Annotated in this window: 14 protein-coding genes, 1 tRNA gene, 1 pseudogene and 1 riboswitch; of the genes and pseudogenes, 2 read left to right on the forward strand and 14 right to left on the reverse strand. The window is 59.0% G+C overall.

Translation table 11 applies throughout. The annotated features are described in order from the left end of the window. Positions 1–23 precede the first annotated feature (23 nt). The 10 genes and pseudogenes from CCGE525_RS12240 to CCGE525_RS12285 form a co-directional block, all read right to left on the reverse strand. Positions 24–854, reverse strand: a complete 831-nt coding sequence (locus CCGE525_RS12240) for a response regulator (RefSeq protein ID WP_120704496.1) — start codon at positions 852–854, stop codon at positions 24–26. A gap of 146 nt (positions 855–1,000) precedes the next feature. Further along, on the reverse strand, positions 1,001–3,514 hold the full coding sequence (locus CCGE525_RS12245) for a GcvT family protein (protein WP_120704497.1): 2,514 nt from the start codon (positions 3,512–3,514) through the stop codon (positions 1,001–1,003). A gap of 242 nt (positions 3,515–3,756) precedes the next feature. Further along, positions 3,757–6,386: pseudogene (locus tag CCGE525_RS12250) on the reverse strand (mechanosensitive ion channel family protein). 174 nt (positions 6,387–6,560) lie between these two features. Then, positions 6,561–7,121, reverse strand: coding sequence for a DUF924 family protein (locus CCGE525_RS12255; RefSeq protein ID WP_120704498.1), 561 nt, complete (start codon positions 7,119–7,121; stop codon positions 6,561–6,563). A 74-nt stretch (positions 7,122–7,195) separates the two neighbouring features. Beyond that, the gene (locus CCGE525_RS12260) at positions 7,196–8,206 is read right to left on the reverse strand and encodes a FecCD family ABC transporter permease (protein ID WP_120706384.1); all 1,011 of its coding nucleotides are present in this window, start codon (positions 8,204–8,206) and stop codon (positions 7,196–7,198) included. Between the two features lie 60 nt (positions 8,207–8,266). After that, complete coding sequence (locus CCGE525_RS12265; RefSeq protein ID WP_120704499.1) at positions 8,267–9,226, reverse strand: ABC transporter substrate-binding protein; 960 nt, start codon at positions 9,224–9,226, stop codon at positions 8,267–8,269. A 12-nt stretch (positions 9,227–9,238) separates the two neighbouring features. Continuing rightward, on the reverse strand, positions 9,239–10,018 hold the full coding sequence (locus CCGE525_RS12270) for an ABC transporter ATP-binding protein (protein ID WP_120704500.1): 780 nt from the start codon (positions 10,016–10,018) through the stop codon (positions 9,239–9,241). 9 nt (positions 10,019–10,027) lie between these two features. Next, a complete protein-coding gene (locus CCGE525_RS12275) occupies positions 10,028–10,441 on the reverse strand; it encodes a DUF1636 family protein (protein ID WP_120704501.1) in 414 nt (137 codons plus the stop codon). 108 nt (positions 10,442–10,549) lie between these two features. Further along, positions 10,550–10,766, reverse strand: a riboswitch (cobalamin riboswitch). A 212-nt stretch (positions 10,767–10,978) separates the two neighbouring features. Beyond that, complete coding sequence (locus tag CCGE525_RS12280) at positions 10,979–12,394, reverse strand: FAD/NAD(P)-binding protein (RefSeq protein ID WP_120704502.1); 1,416 nt, start codon at positions 12,392–12,394, stop codon at positions 10,979–10,981. Positions 12,395–12,773: 379 nt separating this feature from the next. Then, positions 12,774–13,046, reverse strand: coding sequence for an RBBP9/YdeN family alpha/beta hydrolase (locus tag CCGE525_RS12285; RefSeq protein WP_120704503.1), 273 nt, complete (start codon positions 13,044–13,046; stop codon positions 12,774–12,776). 142 nt (positions 13,047–13,188) lie between these two features. Here CCGE525_RS12285 and CCGE525_RS12290 point away from each other — a divergent pair, with 142 nt between their 5' ends. Further along, positions 13,189–14,406: an SfnB family sulfur acquisition oxidoreductase gene (locus CCGE525_RS12290; RefSeq protein ID WP_120704504.1), complete on the forward strand. Its 1,218-nt coding sequence runs from the start codon at positions 13,189–13,191 to the stop codon at positions 14,404–14,406. 32 nt (positions 14,407–14,438) lie between these two features. Then, positions 14,439–15,287 carry a protein-L-isoaspartate O-methyltransferase family protein gene (locus tag CCGE525_RS12295; RefSeq protein ID WP_245472009.1) on the forward strand — a complete coding sequence of 283 codons (849 nt, stop codon included), beginning with the start codon at positions 14,439–14,441 and terminating at the stop codon, positions 15,285–15,287. Between the two features lie 22 nt (positions 15,288–15,309). On the opposite strand, the gene CCGE525_RS12300 is transcribed toward CCGE525_RS12295, so the two are convergent. From CCGE525_RS12300 to CCGE525_RS12315, 4 genes are all read right to left on the reverse strand, one after another. Beyond that, positions 15,310–15,780, reverse strand: a complete 471-nt coding sequence (locus CCGE525_RS12300; RefSeq protein ID WP_120704505.1) for an RrF2 family transcriptional regulator — start codon at positions 15,778–15,780, stop codon at positions 15,310–15,312. 206 nt (positions 15,781–15,986) lie between these two features. Continuing rightward, positions 15,987–17,450 (reverse strand): FAD/NAD(P)-binding protein, encoded by a 1,464-nt coding sequence (locus tag CCGE525_RS12305; protein WP_120704506.1) that lies wholly within the window; start codon positions 17,448–17,450, stop codon positions 15,987–15,989. 725 nt (positions 17,451–18,175) lie between these two features. Continuing rightward, positions 18,176–18,251: transfer RNA gene (locus tag CCGE525_RS12310), tRNA-Lys, on the reverse strand. Positions 18,252–18,375: 124 nt separating this feature from the next. Then, on the reverse strand, positions 18,376–19,293 hold the full coding sequence (locus tag CCGE525_RS12315; protein WP_120704507.1) for a PhzF family phenazine biosynthesis protein: 918 nt from the start codon (positions 19,291–19,293) through the stop codon (positions 18,376–18,378). Positions 19,294–19,304 lie beyond the last annotated feature (11 nt).

Raw genomic sequence — 19,304 nt, forward strand, 5'->3', positions numbered from 1 at the left:
GATCGATCCCCCCTCCCGGCCTGTCAGGCGCTCAGCCTCACCTGCCGCATCGACTGAATCTGCAGCAACGTGTCGAGGTTTTGGTTCACGCGGCAGTAGAATTCTTCGTCGATAAACGGACGCAGGATGAAATCATTGCCACCAGCCTTGAGAAAGCGTGCCGACAACAGCCGGTTCGTGGAAGACGAGACACCGATGATGCGCAACTCATGCGAGCCGACGTTTGCACGGATACGGCGCGTCAATTCGAAGCCGTCGATATCAGGCATGTTGTAATCGGTGACCATCAGACCGATGTCGCGATTGGCCTTCAGGATCTCCAGCGCCTTGGTGCCGTTCTCGGCAACGCTGACGCGGAAATTATAGCGCTTCAAGCGGCTGGACAGCAGCGCACGTGCCGTCGCGCTGTCGTCGACGATCAGTACATGATGACGATGATTGGTAAGGAAGCGACAAATCGACTCCGCTAGCAGATCGACGGCAAAGATATTGTCCTTAAGGATATAGTCGACAATGTCCTTCGCAATCAGCTCATCGCGCATGCCTTCCTGGAACGTGCCGGTGAAGACGATCGTCGGAATGCTGAGATCGATCAGATATTCCAGCGCCTCGCCCTTTTCCGCTCCTGGCAGATTGATATTGGAGATCGCCAGCCGGATCGGCTCCGACGATTTGTCATAGGCAAGCTGCAACTCTTCGAAGTTCCTGCAGATTTCGATGTCAATGTCGAAGAGTTCCTTCAGCTTCGCGCTGATCATCGACGTAAAGACATTCGAATCCTCAGCGAGAAGTATGCGCGCCCCAGCAAGCGAGCCGCCGGAATACTGCATTCCCGAAATACCCAAAAATGGCATGATAAAACCTGCTAATAGAAAATCGGCCCCGTCCCATTTTTCTACAGCAAAGCGCTTGAGTATTTGTTAAGTGGACTGGTTTCCCATAAATGAAAAAGGCGACCGCTGGGTCGCCTCCTCAAAACTATACTCTGGAAGTTCAGATATCAGGCACGCAGCGCCGCATTGTCCGGATCGAACGGGCTCTCGCCAACAACAGTGGCGGTATAGATCGTTCCCAATATCTTGATCTTGAGCTTGGTGCCTTCCACCGCATAGCCCGGCTTCAGCATGGCGAGCGCGAGTGACTTGCCGATGCGGAAACCATAGGTACCGTTGGTCGCGCGACCGACAAGTTCGCCCGCTTCATTGTAGATCGCTTCCGAACCGCGAGCATCGACATTATTGCCAGTCTCGACCACCAGCGTCGCGAAATTCCACTTCAGGCCCTTGTCCTTGTAGGCGAGCAGCCCTTCGCGGCCGAGGAATTCCTTCTCCGGTTTGATGAAGCGATCGAGCGCCGATTCATAAGCATTGTATTCGATCGACATTTCACGCGGGATCAACCGGTAGGATTTTTCAACCGACATGGAGAGCATGGCACGAATGCCAAAAGGCTTGATTCCGAATTCAGCGCCGGCTTCCATTAGTTTGTCGAAGATATAGTTCTGCATTTCGATCGGATGATGCAGTTCCCATCCGAGCTCGCCGACGAAATTGACGCGCAGCGCATGGGCCGTTGCGGCGCCGACCGAGATCTCCTTGCCGGAAAGCCAAGGGAAATCCTTGTTCTCTAGGCTGGCGCGGGTGAGCTTCTTCAGGACATCGCGCGACCGCGGGCCAGCAAGCACGAGAACGCCAAGGCGCTGGGTGATCTGCTGCAGGCGAACGGAACCGTCCGTCGGCGCCAGCCTGCGCAGATAGTCGTGATCGTGCGCCTCATAGGCACCGGCCGAGACCAGGTAGAAGCGGCCCGGAGCCCACTCATAGACCGTGAATTCGGCACGCACGCCGCCCTGCACCGTCAGGAGGTGGCAGAGCGCGATGCGGCCGCGCTTCTTCGGAATGGCATTGGCAAAGATCGATTCCAGCCAGGCATGAGCGCCCGGGCCGGACACTTCCATCTTGGCGAAGGCAGACATGTCAAGAACGCCGACCTTCTTGCTGACGTTCAGCACTTCGTTGCCGACATGCTCGAAATAGTTGGAGCGGCGGAACGACCAGCGCTCCACGATGCGGCCATCTTCGGTGGCCGGCGCGTGATTGTGGTTGGTCAGGACATCGGCGCCAACGCCGAGCTGATCCTTCGGCACTTCGTAGCCTTCCGGGGCAAACCAGTTGGCGCGTTCCCAGCCATAGACGGAGCCGAAGACGGCGCCCATCGCCTTCAGGCGATCATAGACCGGCGTCGTCTTCAGCGGACGCGCGGCAGCACGTTCTTCGTCCGGATAGTGCATGGTGAAGACGTTGGCGTAGGCCTCTTCGTTCTTGGCGATGAGATAGCCTTCATTCGCATAGGGGCCGAAGCGGCGGGGATCGACGCCCATCATGTCGACGGTCGGTTCGCCGTCGACGATCCATTCGGCGAGCTGCCAGCCGGCGCCGCCGGCGGCAGTGATACCAAAGGAATGGCCTTCATTGAGCCAGAAATTCTTCAGGCCTGGCGCCGGGCCGACGATCGGATTGCCATCCGGGGTGTAGGCAATAGCGCCGTTATAGACCTTCTTGATGCCGACTTCACCGAAGGCCGGAACGCGGGCGATTGCAGTCTCGATATGTGGCATCAGGCGGTCGAGTTCTTCCTGGAAGAGCTCGTATTCGCTGTCATCGGACGGCCCGTCAACATAGCAGGCCGGTGCGCCATGCTCATAGGGGCCGAGCAGCAGACCGCCATTTTCCTCACGCATGTACCAGGCGCTGTCGGATTCGCGCAGCACGCCCATTTCCGGCAGGCCCTTGGCCTTACGCTCCAGGATCGCCGGATGCGGCTCGGTGACGATATATTGATGTTCGACCGGGATAACGGGAATGTTGATGCCGACCATCTCACCGGTCTTGCGGGCGAAATTGCCGGTGCAGGAGACGATATGTTCTGCGGTGATTTCGCCCTTGTCCGTCGTCACCTTCCACAGCCCGTCGGGCAGTTGCTCGATCGCCGTTACCGTGGTGTTGCGATAGATCGTAGCACCCCGGTCACGTGCGCCCTTGGCGAGCGCCTGCGTCAGATCGGCCGGCTGGATATAGCCATCGTCCGGATGCTGGATCGCGCCGAGCAGGCCGTCCGTCTCGCAGAGCGGCCAGATTTCCTTGACCTGCTCGGGGGTCAGAATGTTGACCTTGACGTCGATCGTCTCGGCAATCCCGGCATAGTACATATATTCGTCCCAGCGGTCCTTGGTGCGGGCGAGACGAATATTGGAGACCTGGCTGAAGCCGACATTCATGCCGGTCTCCTGCTGCAGTTCCTGATAGAACTTCACGGAATATTTGTGGATCTGGCCGACCGAGTAGCTCATGTTGAACAGCGGCAGCAGACCGGCTGCATGCCAGGTCGAACCGGAAGTCAGCTCCTTCCGCTCCAGCAGGACGACATCGTCCCAGCCCTTCTTCGCCAGGTGATACAGCGTCGAGACACCGACGACACCACCCCCGATAACGACGGCCCGTGCATGTGTTTTCATGGAAAAGCTACCTCTTTAGGATTGAGCGACCCCGGCTCCTATCCGGGAGAAATCACCATTGCGATGGACTATGCAATTCCGGTCGGCGCGCCAAATGCCTGATTACGACATGGGGAAAGCTTGCCGCGACGATGTGTGAATAGACAAGCGGGAAATCGCTTTTTTCCGCATTTTCATACGGCTCAGGCGAGGATGGTTCACCACCCTCGCCCGAGCCGCGCCATGGAATTGTCGCGATCACGTCACTGGGCAGACGCCCTACCACGACGGCGGCCAACGCTCTTGGCCTCTTGCGGCTGCGGCAGTTCCTCTTCGACCCGCGGAGCGATGTCTGTCACGACATCTTCATGCACGACTTCCGGTCCATCCGCGGAGTCGGCGAGATTGGTGCTCGCCAACAGATCGGTCTGTCTGCCTCGCTTGCTGTCGCGAACGATGTGCAGCTCCTGATGAGGATAGGGAATGACAATCCCCTCCTCGCGAAAACGCTTCAGAATATCGATGCGCAGATTGTTGCGGATATCCATGCCGTCGGAGAGATCGGAGAGATAGAACCGCATCTCGAAATCGAGCGAGGACGGACCGATGCGCAGGAATTCGACATGCGGCTCCGGATTTCTGAGCACCTTTGGGATGCCGCGTACGAGCTCCAGCAGAATATCCATCACCTTCTGCGGATCGGCGTCGAAACTGACGGAAACCGGGATTTCCGAGCGTGCCAGCCGGTTGCGGTGCGTCCAGTTACCGACCGAGCCGTTGATAAGCTCGGAATTCGGCACGATGATCGACTGCTTGCGGAAGGTTTCAATCTCCGTCGCACGCACCGAGATGCGCTTGACGATGCCTTCCGAGGTACCCGAGACGATCCAGTCGCCGACCTTGAACGGCCGCTCGACCAAAAGGATCAGGCCCGAGACGAAGTTCGACACGATATTCTGCAGGCCGAAACCGATACCGACCGAGAGCGCGCTGGCAACGAGCGCCAGGCTCGACAGGTCGATGCCAGCAGCCGAAATGCCGATGATCGCCGCCACGGCGACGCCGAGATAGCCGATGCCGGTCTTGACCGAATTGCGGACGCCCAAGTCCACCTGACCGCGCGCCATGACATTGCTGTCCAGCCAGCGCTGGAACCAGCGCGTGACCAGATAACCGCCGGCAAAGAGCAGGATGCCCGCGAAGATCCCGACCAGCGAAATCGACATGCTGCCGATGCGGATTTCTGTGAACAGGCGATAGGCAAGTAGCTCCAGATCCTGAATATGGAACCCCAGGACAGCAGGATCAGCGGAATACCGGTCAGAAGCGCGACGGCATAGGTCGCAAGGCCAGCCGCAAGACCGGCCTGATCGAGCGCAACGTCACCGAGCGCGAAGCGGTTTTCGAGGAAACGCCCGACAGTCGTCTCGGCAAAAACTCCCTGCCGCGACACCGACTTGCCGAGCTGGAAGCCGATATACATGGTCACCAGAACGGCGCTGGTGACGATCAACTGCGTTGCGATGAAGCGCGCCAGACCGACATAGCCGATCACAGCCGTGAAGATCAGCAATATGCCAAGCACCCGCAGGATAATCGCCATGCCATGGGGCCAGTGACGACCGGGAGCATCGGGATCTCCGTTCTTTGCGAGGACCGGCGATCCGAAGGAAGCAGCAATCAGGATCAGACCGATCAGCAGAGCCGCAAAGAAGCTCTTCGCCACAGTGACGACAACCGGAGAGCCCATGGATTCGCTAATGCGGTCGAAAACGTAGTCAAGACCATTGACGACGGCCATGGCCTGCATGCACCAAGTGAGAGAACGGGCCCCCTTGTTGGACAGTTTGACGAGGCGCCAATGCGGCCTGAAAGGCGCGAAAACGGCATTGGTCAGACGGCCGACGAAATAAACCAGTCCGATGAAGCCGAAAAAGGCAGCCAGTATCGGCGCGATATCCGGCCGCAGCACGTTGAAATTCGACAGAAGGAAAAAGGATGTAACAAGGAATGCCACCAACGACAGCGTGCGGATCAGCGTCGACCAGAAGGCGACCGAGAGGCGGCTGATATAGGGCGGATTTTCGATATTTTCGTCCCGCACATAATATCTGCCGAAGAGCCGGTAGCCCCCGGACAGGAAAATCAACCCTGCACCGAGCGACAGGAAGACTGCCGTCAGGAACGAGCCGAGCTTAGCCTTCAGAACGAAGCCGATCCAGCTTGTCACGGCATCGCGGAATTCTATGCCCTCGTTACCGAGCGCGGCGCCCGCGTCCTCGAAGGTGCCAGCTGAGATCCCCGTGCGCTTGAACAGCGTCTCGGCAAACAGCTTACGACGCACCTCGATGAGCTGCATCGCAATCCGGTTGGCCGCAGCCACCAGATTATCGGAATCAACGTTGACAGCGCTGATTTGCGAACGTTCCGCATTGAGGCGGTCACGCTCTTGAGTGACGATTGCCGCTTCCGGTGGCTGGCCCTCCTTGGGCGGCGGGCCGAGTTGCGTCAGGCGCGCATCGATCTCAGCGGAGCGCGGCTTCAACCGCGTGGAAATTGCCGCTACGGAACGACTGAGCTCATCCACCCGACCGGAAAGCGCAACCAACGCGCTGTCATCAGCTCCTTCTTTCTTGGACTCGTCCTCGATCGAGGCAAAGTCCTTCTTGGCCTTGGCGAGATCGGCAACGGCGGCGTCCAGCAAACCGTTGGCAAGCTGTGCCGACTGCGGCGCCTGGCCTGAAGACTGTTGTTGCGTTTGTTGAGCGGGCTGTGCCTGCTGCTGAGACTGCGCAAAGGCGTGCTCGCCCACCAAAGGACCTGCCGCCACAGCGGCGCCCAATCCCAAAAGCAGCACGGGCAAAAAACGGAGACGGTGTTTCAGCAGGCGCAAGCAAAGCTCCTCGTCGCAGATAAAATCGCCGGCGGCTGATTAAACGGATTCGCCGCACGAAAAAATGGAAGAACGGGGTCTTCCCATACTGTGATTGCGAATTTCACATTCCCTACGCGTACGCCTTGTAATGCAAAGAAAGGCGACACGAAGGCATTCGCCACCTTTATCACCTCAGAATCCTGCTCCGGGCTTGGCAAGGTAGTCTTTCTCAGCCTCTGTTGACACGCGTCCAAGAATAGCGTTGCGATGCGGAAAGCGGCCATAGGCAGCTATAACGGTATGATGCCGGAGCGCATAGTCGATCTGCTCTTCGAGACCGAGCGAGCGGAAAAGAGCGACGGCCCGATCTTGTTCGGCAAGGTCCTCGGCATGCTCGAACGGCATGTAGAGGAATATCCGCCGTTCCGCCGGCATCCCCTGATCCGCACCAACCTCCAACGCCTCTTTCGCCTCCTGCAATGCCAAACCATCCGTCGCAAAAGCAAGCGGTGTGCCGCGGTAGATGTTGCGGGCGAACTGATCGAGGACGATAACCGCTGCCAGCCGTCTTTCGGGCGTTGTCCGCCAAAGATCGGGCACCCCAGCGACCAATGCCAGATGCGTGTCTCGAAACCGGCGGCACATCTCTTCATCGAGAGTAACGGTCGAGCGGAACCAATCCTCGCTCGTGCACTCTTCGAACCAGAAGCTCAACACTTCCTCTGGCGTACAAACAATCGGATTTGCGACCATTCCTTCCCTCCCGGATGTCCGTCGGGAGATAGGTCCATCGGCGACGAACGGCAATGGCGAAGGCCGCCCGTTGCTCAGCTTTCCCGCAGAATCAGAATGAAGGCGATGCCCCCGACCAGACCGGTGACGATGCCGATCGGCATGTCCTCCGGCGCCATGATCAATCGCGCGGCGATATCGGCCCAGATTAATGTCAGCGCTCCGAAGGCGGCGCTCAGCGGCACAACGCGGACGTTATCGCCGCCAACAAACAGCCGGACGAAATGCGGCACCATCAGTCCGATAAAACCGATCGCTCCCGAAAAAGCGACCATGACGCCTGTCAGCAACGCCGTGACAACAAACAGCAGGAAACGGAATTGCGATACGGCAATGCCGAGCGTCGCTGCCGTCTCGTCACCCATGGCAAGCGCATTCAGCTCTCGCGATTTCAACATCAGCACGGCGAGGCAGACAAGGAGCACACCTGCCGGGTAGATCAGATGCTGCCATTGCGCCAGTCCCAAGCCGCCGAGCATCCAGAAGACGACGGTATTCGCCGCTCTGGGGTCGCCGAGGAAAATCAGGAGGTTCCCGAGCGCCGTGAAGACAAAGGCGACGGCGACGCCTGACAGCACCAGCCGGTCGGCTGAACGCGCGCGCGTCAGCCGGGTCACCAGCGCCACGGCCGCCGTCGCGAGCAGCGCGCCGGCGAAGGAGAATAACGGCACGGTCAACAGCCCGAGGACGAGCCCTGTGTGCAGCAGGGCCAGAATAGCGCCGAAAGCGGCACCCGAGGAAACGCCGAGAAGATGCGGGTCAGCCAGCGGGTTTCGCGTCAAGGCCTGCAGCACCGCTCCGGTGACCGCAAGCCCGGCCCCCACCAGCAAGGCCAAAATGACGCGCGGGAAACGCACGTCCCAAACGATGCTTTCCTGCCCGCCGGACCATGTGATGGGAAACAACCCCGCGTACAGCTTGTCGGCGACGATCGACCAGACGGTCGCAAATGGGATTGGCGCTGCGCCGAAGGAAACGCCAGCCGTGATGGACAGGGCGAGGAACGCAGCAAGGAGAAGGATCAGAGTGGGAAGGCCGAGGCGCATGCGAAAATCCAAGAAGCGATCCGTCCAGTGATCGACTGGACGGATAGGCATAGTCGTTCGTTACATCGCTTCCGGATGGAACGCCTTCGCCAGCGTGGCGATGGCCTCGATATTGCGCGGTCCCGGCGTGGCCTCAACGTAGGGAAGCACGACGAAGCGGTCGTTCTTCACTGCGTCGATATGCTTGAAGGCCGGATTGTTCTTCAGAAATGCAATCTTCTGGGCGGCGGTGACTTCGCCGTAGTCGACGATGACAATGACTTCCGGGTTCTTCTCGATCACCGGCTCCCAGGAGACCTCCGTCCAGCTCTTTGCGACATCGTCCATGATGTTGGTGCCGCCGGCCGCTTCGATCATCGCTGTCGGGATGCCATAACGACCCGACGTAAAGGGTTTCTCCTCGCCGGAATCATAGACGAAGACGCGGGTCGGCTTGTCAACATGGCTGATCTTCGACTCGATATCGCCGAGCTGCCTGCGATAGCCCGCAACCAAGGCTTCGGCCCGGTCCTCGACACGGAAAATCCTGCCGAGGTTCAGCAGGTCGACGAACATGTCGTCCATGGTCGGCTTGTTCTTCTGCATAACAAAGATGCAGGATTCGGTGAGCTCATAGACCTTGATGCCGAAGGGCGCCAAAGTCTCCGGCGTCACTTCCCCGCCCACTTTCATGCCGTAATTCCAGCCGCCGAAATAAAAGTCGGCATTGGCGCCGAGCAACACTTCCTTGGTCGGATATTTCGGCGACAATTCCGGCAGTTCCTTGATGCCGTTGCGCAGCTTTTCATCCAGCGTCTTCCAACCGGAAACGCCGGTGTAGCCGACCATGCGGTCCTGCAGCTTCAGCGCCAGCATCATTTCGGTGAGGTTTACATCGTTGGAAACGGCGTGCTCCGGCGCCTTGTCGAAGGTAACGTCGCGATTGCAGCTACGCACGGTGACGGGTTCGGCGAAGGCAACGCCGGTAAACAGCGTGCCGAAGATAAAGGCGGTAGCGGACAGAGACATGCGGAAAGACATAGATGATTCCAATCAGCGAAGAGAAAAAGTGAGGCGGTGGGATGCGTCGCCGACGACCTGGTGGCTTGCTTCGACACGGAAGGCGGATGAGATGCGCTCGGGGGTCAGGACGTCGGTTGGCAGGCCATGGCCGGTCAGACGGCCGGAATCGAGCACCGCAACATGCGTCGCGAAATCGGCGGCGAGATTGATGTCGTGCAAGGTGGTGATGATCGTCCGGCCGAGGCCTTTCAACAGGTCCAGTATCTCGAGCTGATGGCGGATATCGAGATGATTGGTCGGCTCGTCGAGGATGATGAGCTCCGGTTCCTGCGCCAGCGCTCGGGCGACCAACACCCGCTGTTTCTCGCCGCCCGAAAGCGACGCGAATTGCCGGAGCGCCAGATGTTTGAGTTCCAGGCGGAGAAGTACCGTCGCCGTTACCGCATGATCCTCCTCGCTCCAGCGCGCCATGCCTCTGCGATGGGGAATGCGGCCCATCATCACCACGTCGCGAACGCTGAAAGGAAAATCGCCCGGCGTCTCCTGCAGGACGACGGCAATGCGTTGCGCCGCCTCGCGCGGGCCGATCGACCAGAGATCGATGCCGTCGAGACGCACCAAACCCCGTTGCGGCCGGACACCACGATAGAGGCACCGCAGCAGGGTCGATTTTCCTGCCCCGTTCGGGCCGATAATTGCCAGCCGGTCACCGGCGGCAACCGACAGGCTGATGTCGCGGATGATCGGCTTGCCCTGGTGCGGCCCCCAGGTGATGCCATCGGCCTCCAGCCGCACGCATTTCTCCTGCATGGGCCGCTCCTATTGCAAAAGCGCCGGCAGGCGCTCGACCGCGACAATGGCGGCTGGAATGCGCGCCAATGTCTTGCCGCCTAGCGCTCTTTGGCGTTCGCCCTTGCGCGTCAAGCCGTCGGGCCGGTCGCGATAGAGCTGCGCAAAGGAGACGAGCGCGGAGATATCGGCTTCGCCCTTTATATCGCCGAAGAGGTAAGTCGCCTTTGCCGTTGCCTGGAAGGCGACCGTGCACGGTCGCTCACAGCCGGCCATACAAACGCTGCCTTGCAGGCTGAAATCCTCGGAAAGCACCGTGCCTGCCTGAGCAATTGCGGCCTGAAGGCGCTTCAGCAGATCAAAACCCGGCCGGCACGGTGCGCCGGTGTGGCGGCAATCCGTGCATACGGTGATCCGATGCGTCTGCTCTTTTGCTTTGTCCATGAAAAGCCTCCCGGAGATCTCGCCGGAGGCAAAGTCAAGATAGGGCCTGCGGGCACAATGGCGCCGTCGCCCAACCACTGAATTTCCATCGGAACACCCCGTCCGTTGCGGTTGACGTTGTCGATGGCAGGTCTCCTGGCTCGCGGGTCACAGCCCGTTCGCACCTTCCCGGCATGAAGCCAGTGGCATGTCGCGAACGCGCTCTCCGCTTACAGTTGCGGGGGCAGCCACGGTTTTGGCCCCTGATGGGTAATCCGCACCGTGTTCCCTTTTCAGCCGCCCTCCGGATGATCCCGGCGGCAGCACCATCGGCATCGTTCTTCTCACAGAAAATCGCAACGGGCAATGGCGGTGTCATCAATGTCTGCACTTGTCCCCGAGTCCTAACTTACCACAACCAGCAAATTTGTTACGTTATTACGTTACGTATTTCAATCAGGAAATTGAACGTCGGCCACGGATGGAAAACCGCGTCTGCCGGAACCAAGGTGAATACGGAGCGCCATCCCGCCCCTTAACGAGCGCGACAAGCTCCCGTCACACCGCCTTACACTGTGGATAAAACCGCGTCGCTACGCCTTCGGCGGCCGCATAGGCCTGCGTCACGATCTCCGGCACAAGATCGATATCCGGCAAGCTCCCAAGTCCCAGCGGGCCGATGGCAAAAAGTCCCTCCGTCACTTGTCCATCCACGGAAAGCGCGCCGGTTGCTTCCACAGCCAAACCAAGACCGAGTTCGTCCGGTGTGGCGAGGCTCGCGTTGATCAGGCTCCGCATCAATGTCGTGTCGAGATCAGGCTCCTGGCAGCGGCAATCGATCACCTCATCGGCATAGATCTGCTCCGCGCCACGCCGACCGGCGGGCTTCAGCGTCAATCCTGTCGGCGTGCGCCGCAGGAATTGTCCGCGACGCAGCAGCGTATTGCCCTCCGCCAGTTCCTGTTTCAGCCGAACATGCAGCGCTTCCGGCAGGCGATTGCGGTGGCTGTCGTAAAGAGCCCGCAAATGGCGATTGAATTGCTGTTTCTGTCCTGCCGGCAGCGAGCGCCAAAGCGAACGGGCATGTTTGCGTAGGCCGTTCATGACGGACTGCCAGCTTTGCCCGCTCGCCTCGGCATTCTCGCAAGCCCGTCGGATAAAACGTACGATCTCGCTGAGACTGCCGGGCATGGCTTCCGCGGGAAAAACCGGATCGGCATTGCTGCGCGTGTGGCCTTGCGGCAAGAAGCCGTGTTTCGAGATAATGGTGATCTGCCCGCCATAACCATTGTCGCGCATCTGCAGCAGCCGGTCGACGACACGCAGACCGCTGCCGAGCAATACCGTATGCGGGCGCGACACCAGGCGCCGGGCGCGGACAGCCGTCGGCGTCGCCACGGATTCACCGCTCTGCGGCTCGCGATCGGAAATGCCGTAACCGGTCGCCAGGATCACCGTGTCGAACAGCGGATTGGAAGCGCCGGCACTCTCCACCAGAAAGCGGTCGCCATGGCTGCGGCGAAGGCCGACGACCGTCTCGGCGCTGACTTGTACTGTGATATCCCGCCGTGAGGACAATGCCTCGGAAAAGCGCTGATAGACATAATCGCTGAAAATGCGCTTCGGCACGAATATCTGCAGGAAGCCAGGTATTGCCGCCGGCACCGCACTGCGGAACGTTGCATTGCTACAGAGCCAATCATTGAAATCGTCGGGATCTCCGGCGGAAACCGAGAGATCGCGTACACGGCTGTTTAGGATCTCGCTACTATGGCCGGAAGCCAGAGCCTGACCGCCGCTAACGCTGGAATTCGGATCGAAAAGCTGCAGATGAAAAGGCGTCCGCACCGTCTTCATCAAGGCGATAGCCATCATCATGCCGGAAAAGCCGCGGCCGATGACGGCGATGCGCGGCATCGCATAGGCCTGTGCCGACGCACTTGCCTTGGCGGAAAAAAGTCCCTGAACCGTCATATCAACTCCTGGGGCAAGAGGTGGCTGATCATGCTTTTCTAAGGGCATACTGATACTGTGAACCGCACGCAGTGCGGCCACCGAACACCTGGCCGCTAGAGCGCCGCACGTTCGTAAACGCACAAGGGCCGCTCTGGTTCTTTGAACCAAGAGCATCGCTTCCGTTGCGGTATTCCACCTGAAAGCGGGATGCTCCCGACAGGTCCGCACACGAGTGCGGAACGCTATTCCTTTGACCAACTGCATGCTTCCAGCCTCTCGGCGACGTGAAAGAGTGCAGTTGTTGCTATTGTCTACTTATTTAGTCGTATATGAAAGCGCGAAAATGCGCCGGGAGCAAGCGCTTTCTTGCGACCGACATTTTGACGGCAGATGATGTTTACGGCATCGCCGCGCACAAAATGTTGTGCAACTGCGGCCTCACCGGCCTGGTCTGCTTATTCTCGACCCTCTTGGCGAACGCCGAAAACAACTGGTAGCCCTGCTCCCACCGACCAAAGCCGCCAGCGATATTGATGTGGCCGGCATGGCCGAGATCATGAAGGTCGCTGTCCCATCGTGCCGCACGCTGGCGAAGCTCGGCGAAATCCATATAGGGATCGTCGCGGCTGCCAACGACAAGGCTCGGAAACGGCAGAGTTCTTGAGGGCATTACGCCGAAATCGATGGCGCCGGGATGTAATCTCTCTGGATAAGCAAAGAAAATCTAATGTATAGTACATCTATAGAAATTACGCGCCTATCGGTTTTGTACAGCTAAGTCACTGATATGCCATCGGCTGACGGAGTGATGGATGGGAACTGTTTCACAGTTGCACGAGCGCACCAGGCCGCTCGCACACCGCATTCAAAGCGACGAGGAAGCGCTGGAGATCGCACGATCGCTCGCCGCCAATTTCGCGCAGAAGGCGAGCGATCGGGACATCAACCGCGTGTTGCCCTACGACGAGCTGGAGGCCCTGTCGCAATCCGGACTGCTTGGTATCACCACTCCAGCCGAATATGACGGCCTTGATATCTCCAATTCCGTTCTCGCCGAGGTCGTTGCAATCCTTGCCGAAGCGGACCCTTCGATCGGCCAGATGCCGCAGAGCCATTTCTACATTCTCGAAGCACTGCGCATCGATGGCAGCGAAGAGCAGAAGAATTTCTTCTTCGCCAGGGCGCTGGCCGGCGACCGTTTCGGCAATGCATTCTCCGAGATCGGCACCAAAACCGCCGGTCAATACGATACCCGCCTGACGCCGGACGGACTTGGCCATCGCATCAATGGCCGCAAATTCTATTCAACCGGCGTACTTTTCGCCGACTGGATCGCCATTTTCGCGCTCAACGCACGGGACGAACTCACCATGTCTCTTGTGCCACACGGCACGGAAGGCATCCAGGTCATCGATGATTGGGACGGTTTCGGTCAGCGCACATCCGGCAGCGGCACGACCATCCTGCACAATGTCTACGTCAACGCCGACGCCGTCGTGTCGCATCACAAAGGCTTTGAGAGGGCGACGACCATCGGTTCCGTCGGTCAAATCATCCATGCCGGCATCGATCTCGGCATTGCCCGAGCCGCCTTCGCCGAGACCGTGGAATTTGTGAAGACCAATGCCCGCCCCTGGATGGATAGCGGCGTCGAACGCGCGGCGGATGACCCGCTGACCATCGCCAGGATCGGCCAGATCGCCATCCGCATCGAGGCAGCCGCCGCGATGCTCGAACGCGCCGGCAAGAAGATCGATGTCGCCCAGGTCAGCCCGACGGAAGACCATGTAATCGAAGCCACGATTGCCGTGGCGGCCGCAAAGACTTTGACGACGGAAATAGCCATCGAAGCCTCGAATACGCTGTTCGAGCTCGCCGGCACCTCCTCCACACGCATCGGCCTCAATCTCGACCGTCACTGGCGCAACGCCCGCACCCATACGCTGCATGACCCGGTACGCTGGAAATACCATATCGTCGGCAACTACCATCTCAACGGCATCGCGCCGCCGAAGAATTGGACGCTCTGAGGAATTTTCTATCAGGAAGGTAGGAAGAGACCGTGACGACAAATCGCCGTGCCAGTTTGGAAGAGATCCGAGCTTTCCACGCGAAGATGATGGCTGCCGCCAGCAATTCCCTTGACGAAAGGCTTGAGCGGGTTTTCGAGCTCGTACCGCGCGAAGCGTTCCTGGGTCCCGGGCCTTGGCAGCTAAAGGTCAATCGGCGATACATTGAAACGCCCGGTGCCGATCCTTCCTTTCTTTATCAGAATGCGCTCGTGGCTTTGGACAGGACAAAAGGCATTAATAGTGGGGAACCGTTCCTGCATGCGGCCTGGATCGGCCATGCCGCTCCCAAGTCCGGCGACACGGTAATCCATATTGGCGCAGGAACAGGATACTATACCGCACTCCTGTCGATGCTGGTGCTGCCAAATGGCCATGTTCATGCATTCGAAATTGAAGCAGACCTGGCTAACCGGGCGCGCGGAAATCTGGAGCCATTCGAGGGAATTTCCCTCGTAGAGGGGGATGCGACCACTCTGGCGCTGCCCAATGCCGATCTCATCTACGTAAATGCCGGAGTAATCGCCCCGCCGACATCATGGCTTAAAGCATTGCGGCCGGGAGGCCGTATCATCTTTCCGTGGCAAGCCAGCAAGAAGGCCGGGATTGCTGTCCTGATCACCCGCACGGAAACAGGTTACGCTGCACGGCCTTTGATGCCGTCGTGGTTCATTCCCTGCGTCGGCGCGTCAGATCTAGCCCAATGCAGCAAGTTTCCGAGCGTTGACGACGCCTGGTCGATCCAGAAGGTCTGGCTAACCGAGGATCGCTCGCCCGATGAATCTGCCGCCGCGATCTACAAGGACCTTTGGTTCTCAAAAGCTGGAGATGGCGAACAATAAGCTTGTCTGGATACCTGGCTGGTCAGCCGATATTCGACGCCCGATAGTCTTCCTGTTCTTCGATCTCTAATTCCGGTCCGCCGCCGGCGACGAACTGCTCCAGCGTCATATTGTCGAGAATGGCCGCGATCGCGTCTCGAACCTCCGTCATAGAGCGGCGCACCTGACAGTGCTCTGGATCGGCACAATCGTCGCAGGCTTCATAGGCCGTGCGGCTGGCGCAGCGGATCGGCGCGAGCGGACCGTCGAGCGTGCGGATGACATGGCCGATGCGGATCTCGGAGGCGGGACGCGACAGTGAATAGCCGCCGCCTGGTCCCTTCTTCGAGCGCAACACGCCGGCATTGCGCAGTTCCAGGAGGATGGTGTCGAGGAATTTCTTCGGGATATTGTTGCGTGACGCAATGTCGTTGATAAACGCAGTCTGGCCCGGCCCGAGGCGTGCCAAATCCACCAGCGCTTTCAACCCGTATTTTCCTTTTTTCGTGAGCATCGCTATCCGCTTTACTGCAAGGTCTGTTGTTGGGAGCCCGGCATGGTTCGATCGAGACTCGAGCCGCCGATCCTGTTCGTCATTGACCACGGACGTAACGCCGTCGCCTTGTACGAACAAGACAATAACTCACAAATTGTATAGTTTATATGAGTAAATTTAGGCAATGTATCGCCTAAGCAACGATTTTGCGGTTTTTTGTGCCTTTACGCCATGCTGCTGTTGAGTTTCGGCATGTCGTGCTCGCGCTTGGCGTAATCGGCTACTGCCGAAGCCACCTGCTCTGCGACGAAGACTGCATGCTCAACCACTTCCGGCAAGCCCATGAGTTCGCCGAACGTGCCACGCGCCAAGGGCCCGGAAATGAACAATGATGGTGCCGCCTTACCGTCGGCTCCGAGCGCCAGTGATGCCGTGTTGCAGGCAAGGCCGAGCCCTGTTGCATCGATGGCAAGATAGCCTGCATCTGCAAGCGCGCTGATCCAGCTTTGCGACTTCAAAATGCCGCGATGGCCCGGCCCGGTCGTCACCACCACGGCATCGAATTGCCGATCGAGGCTCTTGCCCGAGCGACTGAGGTGAAGGATGCAGCCGATCATCCCGTCCTTGACCTCTACCGAGGCGACGGAAGCCGCGAGCACCGCCAGCCTGCCGGCGCTAATAGCTTCTTCGCTGACGGCCTCCACCTGCGGCGCAACGCGGAAGCGGTGTACATCCCAGAAAGGCCGCAAATGCCGTACCACGCGCCGGCGCTCGTTGACCGGCATCGCCCACCAAAGATCCTGCCCCTGCGTGCGTACCTGATCGATGACCGCATGCCAGGTCCACCCCTCGCCTTCCGCTTCGCGAATGGCGGCGCGCACGTGCCGCAGAAGGTCGAGCGCCGTCCGTGACGGCTGGCTGACGAAATCGCCGAACAATTCCTGCTTGACCGGCGCATGCCCCCGAGAGCGCAGACCACGTCGGGAAATAGCGGTGATTGGTCCCTTGTGACCGCGCAGATTGAGGGAGGCGATGACGTCGGCCGAGGTTAGGCCATTGCCGACCACAAGCACCTTGTCGTCGGCGCGGATGGCATCGAGCGCATCCGGCCGCGTAGGATCGGCGACAAAACGCGGATGGCCGGCAAGTGCATTTTGAAGCGGCTGGGGCGGCTGGGGCGACGGATGACTTGTGGCAATGACGAGGATATCCGCCTCCACGCGCCGCCCCGCCTCGCCCGTGATCACCCAGCGTCCGTCCGAACGCCGGACATCCTCGGCTCTCTCGGCGATGTGGGTGACGGTGCCGCTATCGACGAAAGGCTGCACCATGGTGTTGATGTAGTGACCAAAAACCGCACGTCGCGGAAACAGGCCGCCATTCGCCGCGGCAGCCATTTCGTCACCCGCCAGCACATTGCCTTCTTGAAGCCAGCGCTGGAAATGCTCGATATCATCGGGCAGCAGGCTCATCTTCGCCGCTGGCACATTGATGCGGTGCGCTGGATCCTGGGTATCATAGGCAAGCCCTTTTCCCAGCCTTGCGCGCGGCTCGAAAATGAAGAGCTGACCGGTCTGCAGCGGTTGATATTGCAGCAGGTGAAAGGCAACCGCCGTTCCCGAGACGCCGCCCCCAATGATTGCGATGACTGGCCGATCACCTGATTGATCTTGAGAATGTGTCGTCATCGCCAAATCCTTCCGATCGATTATGCGGAATAGCCCGCCCCCTCAATCGTGCATGTCCTAACGGCGCAGCAATATACTCTATAAATTTTATTGACAATAGAATGCGCACGACTGCCGGATGGTTCCCGGAAACCAAGCGTCGCCATTCAAGCCGATATCGCCTTTGCGAACAAGGACTTGTTTTGTGCCGCGCACAACAGTGTTATTGCACCGCAGGATGCAAAAATCTTGGCATGTATCGAACAAAAGCACATACTAAAAATTGTTCTGGTTCATGTTCTCTGGGAGGAGAAACAACATGGAACTGCTGCATCTGCTAACCCCCTTCGACTACACGCTGATCCTGGTTCTCGCAGCCATTTTCGTCTTCAGCATCATGGAAGGCGGCGGGCATAAAAAGCATTAGACAGGCGCCGACTCACGTGGCGGAATGCATTTTGGAAGACAACGATGATGAGTTGAAAGTTTTGCGCGAATCATCGCCGCCCAGCACGTTTTTCCCCCGCAAATTTTATGGTTCGTCCTGCTTCGATAAAGGCGATCCACAGACCGTGTCCATGAACAGAGCCGCTGACTCCTAATTAGCGGGTGGTTGATCATTTTATCCCCGAACGGATAGCACCCACAACTTGTGGCTTTGACGGCCTGTGGTAGGGAACCGCATCGCCGCCGCCCGGCTCCCAAGGAAGCCGGAAGCCGCTATCTCAATGTAATTCTAGGAAATTTGGTGGGTGATGTAGGGCTCGAACCTACGACCCGCTGATTAAGAGTCAGCTGCTCTACCAACTGAGCTAATCACCCGTAACCGCTCGCTCGCGGTGTGACCGGGCGTATAAATAGGATCGGTTTGATTGTCCAGTGGCCAGATGAATTTTCTTTGGCTATTCGTCAAAAAATTTTGAAGAACGACAAAAACCTTACAAAATCAAAGCTCAAGAATTCCCGTCGCGACGCGTACCGCCTGACCGCCAATACGAGCATTGACGATGTCGCCACCATCGATGTCGATATGGAGATGGATGAAGGATGGCCGCCCCATCTCGACTCCCTGCTCGACGATGACCGGATGATGACCATCTGGCAGCCGGTCGAAGTGATTGATGGCGCCGGAAAGCGCGGCCACCGCCGAGCCCGTCGCGGGATCCTCGACGATACCCATGCCCACCGGGAACATCCGGGCATGGAACTTGGCGGTGTGATTCACCGCACCGCGGCAATAGATGAAAGCGGAAGCGAGTGCACCGTCGACGAAAGGCACGGTCTTCTCCCAGAGCTGCGGATCGAACTCCATCCGCTCGGCCGCCCCGACATCATGCACCGGCACCAGCAGGAACGGTACGCCTGCGCTCCAGATCGACGGTACGTGATTCTCGAAGCCGATGTCGGTGATCTTCAAACTGAGCGCATTGGCAATATCGGCCCGGTCGAGCGGCAGCATTATTTGCTGCGATTTCCGCGGCAGGTCGAATTCGGCAAAGCTCGCCTTTTCCTGCCGGAGTCGAACGGCGCAACGCACCGGCCCTACCCGCTCGTCCAGCACCGAAACCAGGTCAACATCACCGCCATGGCTGGCATGCGCCCTTTCAGCCAGCGCGATCGCCGTACCGACAGTCGGATGGCCGGCAAAGGGCAACTCGCGACCGGGCGTGAAGATGCGCAGGCTCGCTGTATGAGCCGGATTCTGCGGCGGCAGGACGAACACTGTTTCGGAGAGATTCATCTCCTTGGCGATATCTTGCATCGCCTCGTCGCTCAGGCCCTCGGCGTCGAAGATAACGGCCAGCGGGTTGCCCGCGAGCTTGCTGTCGGTGAATACATCATAGACACTGAAGCTACGAGCCACTCCTGCCTCCG

This window comes from Rhizobium jaguaris (assembly GCF_003627755.1).
Lineage (GTDB): Bacteria > Pseudomonadota > Alphaproteobacteria > Rhizobiales > Rhizobiaceae > Rhizobium > Rhizobium jaguaris.

Bases quoted from the DNA above. Each gene is read 5' to 3' on its own strand.
- CCGE525_RS12280 (WP_120704502.1), bottom strand. From the start codon at position 12,394: ATGACGGTTCAGGGACTTTTTTCCGCCAAGGCAAGTGCGTCGGCACAG.
- CCGE525_RS12285 (WP_120704503.1), bottom strand. From the start codon at position 13,046: ATGCCCTCAAGAACTCTGCCGTTTCCGAGCCTTGTCGTTGGCAGCCGC.
- CCGE525_RS12270 (WP_120704500.1), bottom strand. From the start codon at position 10,018: ATGCAGGAGAAATGCGTGCGGCTGGAGGCCGATGGCATCACCTGGGGG.
- CCGE525_RS12240 (WP_120704496.1), bottom strand. From the start codon at position 854: ATGCCATTTTTGGGTATTTCGGGAATGCAGTATTCCGGCGGCTCGCTT.
- CCGE525_RS12265 (WP_120704499.1), bottom strand. From the start codon at position 9,226: ATGTCTTTCCGCATGTCTCTGTCCGCTACCGCCTTTATCTTCGGCACG.
- CCGE525_RS12245 (WP_120704497.1), bottom strand. From the start codon at position 3,514: ATGAAAACACATGCACGGGCCGTCGTTATCGGGGGTGGTGTCGTCGGT.
- CCGE525_RS12300 (WP_120704505.1), bottom strand. From the start codon at position 15,780: ATGCTCACGAAAAAAGGAAAATACGGGTTGAAAGCGCTGGTGGATTTG.
- CCGE525_RS12290 (WP_120704504.1), top strand. From the start codon at position 13,189: ATGGGAACTGTTTCACAGTTGCACGAGCGCACCAGGCCGCTCGCACAC.
- CCGE525_RS12255 (WP_120704498.1), bottom strand. From the start codon at position 7,121: ATGGTCGCAAATCCGATTGTTTGTACGCCAGAGGAAGTGTTGAGCTTC.
- CCGE525_RS12275 (WP_120704501.1), bottom strand. From the start codon at position 10,441: ATGGACAAAGCAAAAGAGCAGACGCATCGGATCACCGTATGCACGGAT.
- CCGE525_RS12260 (WP_120706384.1), bottom strand. From the start codon at position 8,206: ATGCGCCTCGGCCTTCCCACTCTGATCCTTCTCCTTGCTGCGTTCCTC.
- CCGE525_RS12305 (WP_120704506.1), bottom strand. From the start codon at position 17,450: ATGACGACACATTCTCAAGATCAATCAGGTGATCGGCCAGTCATCGCA.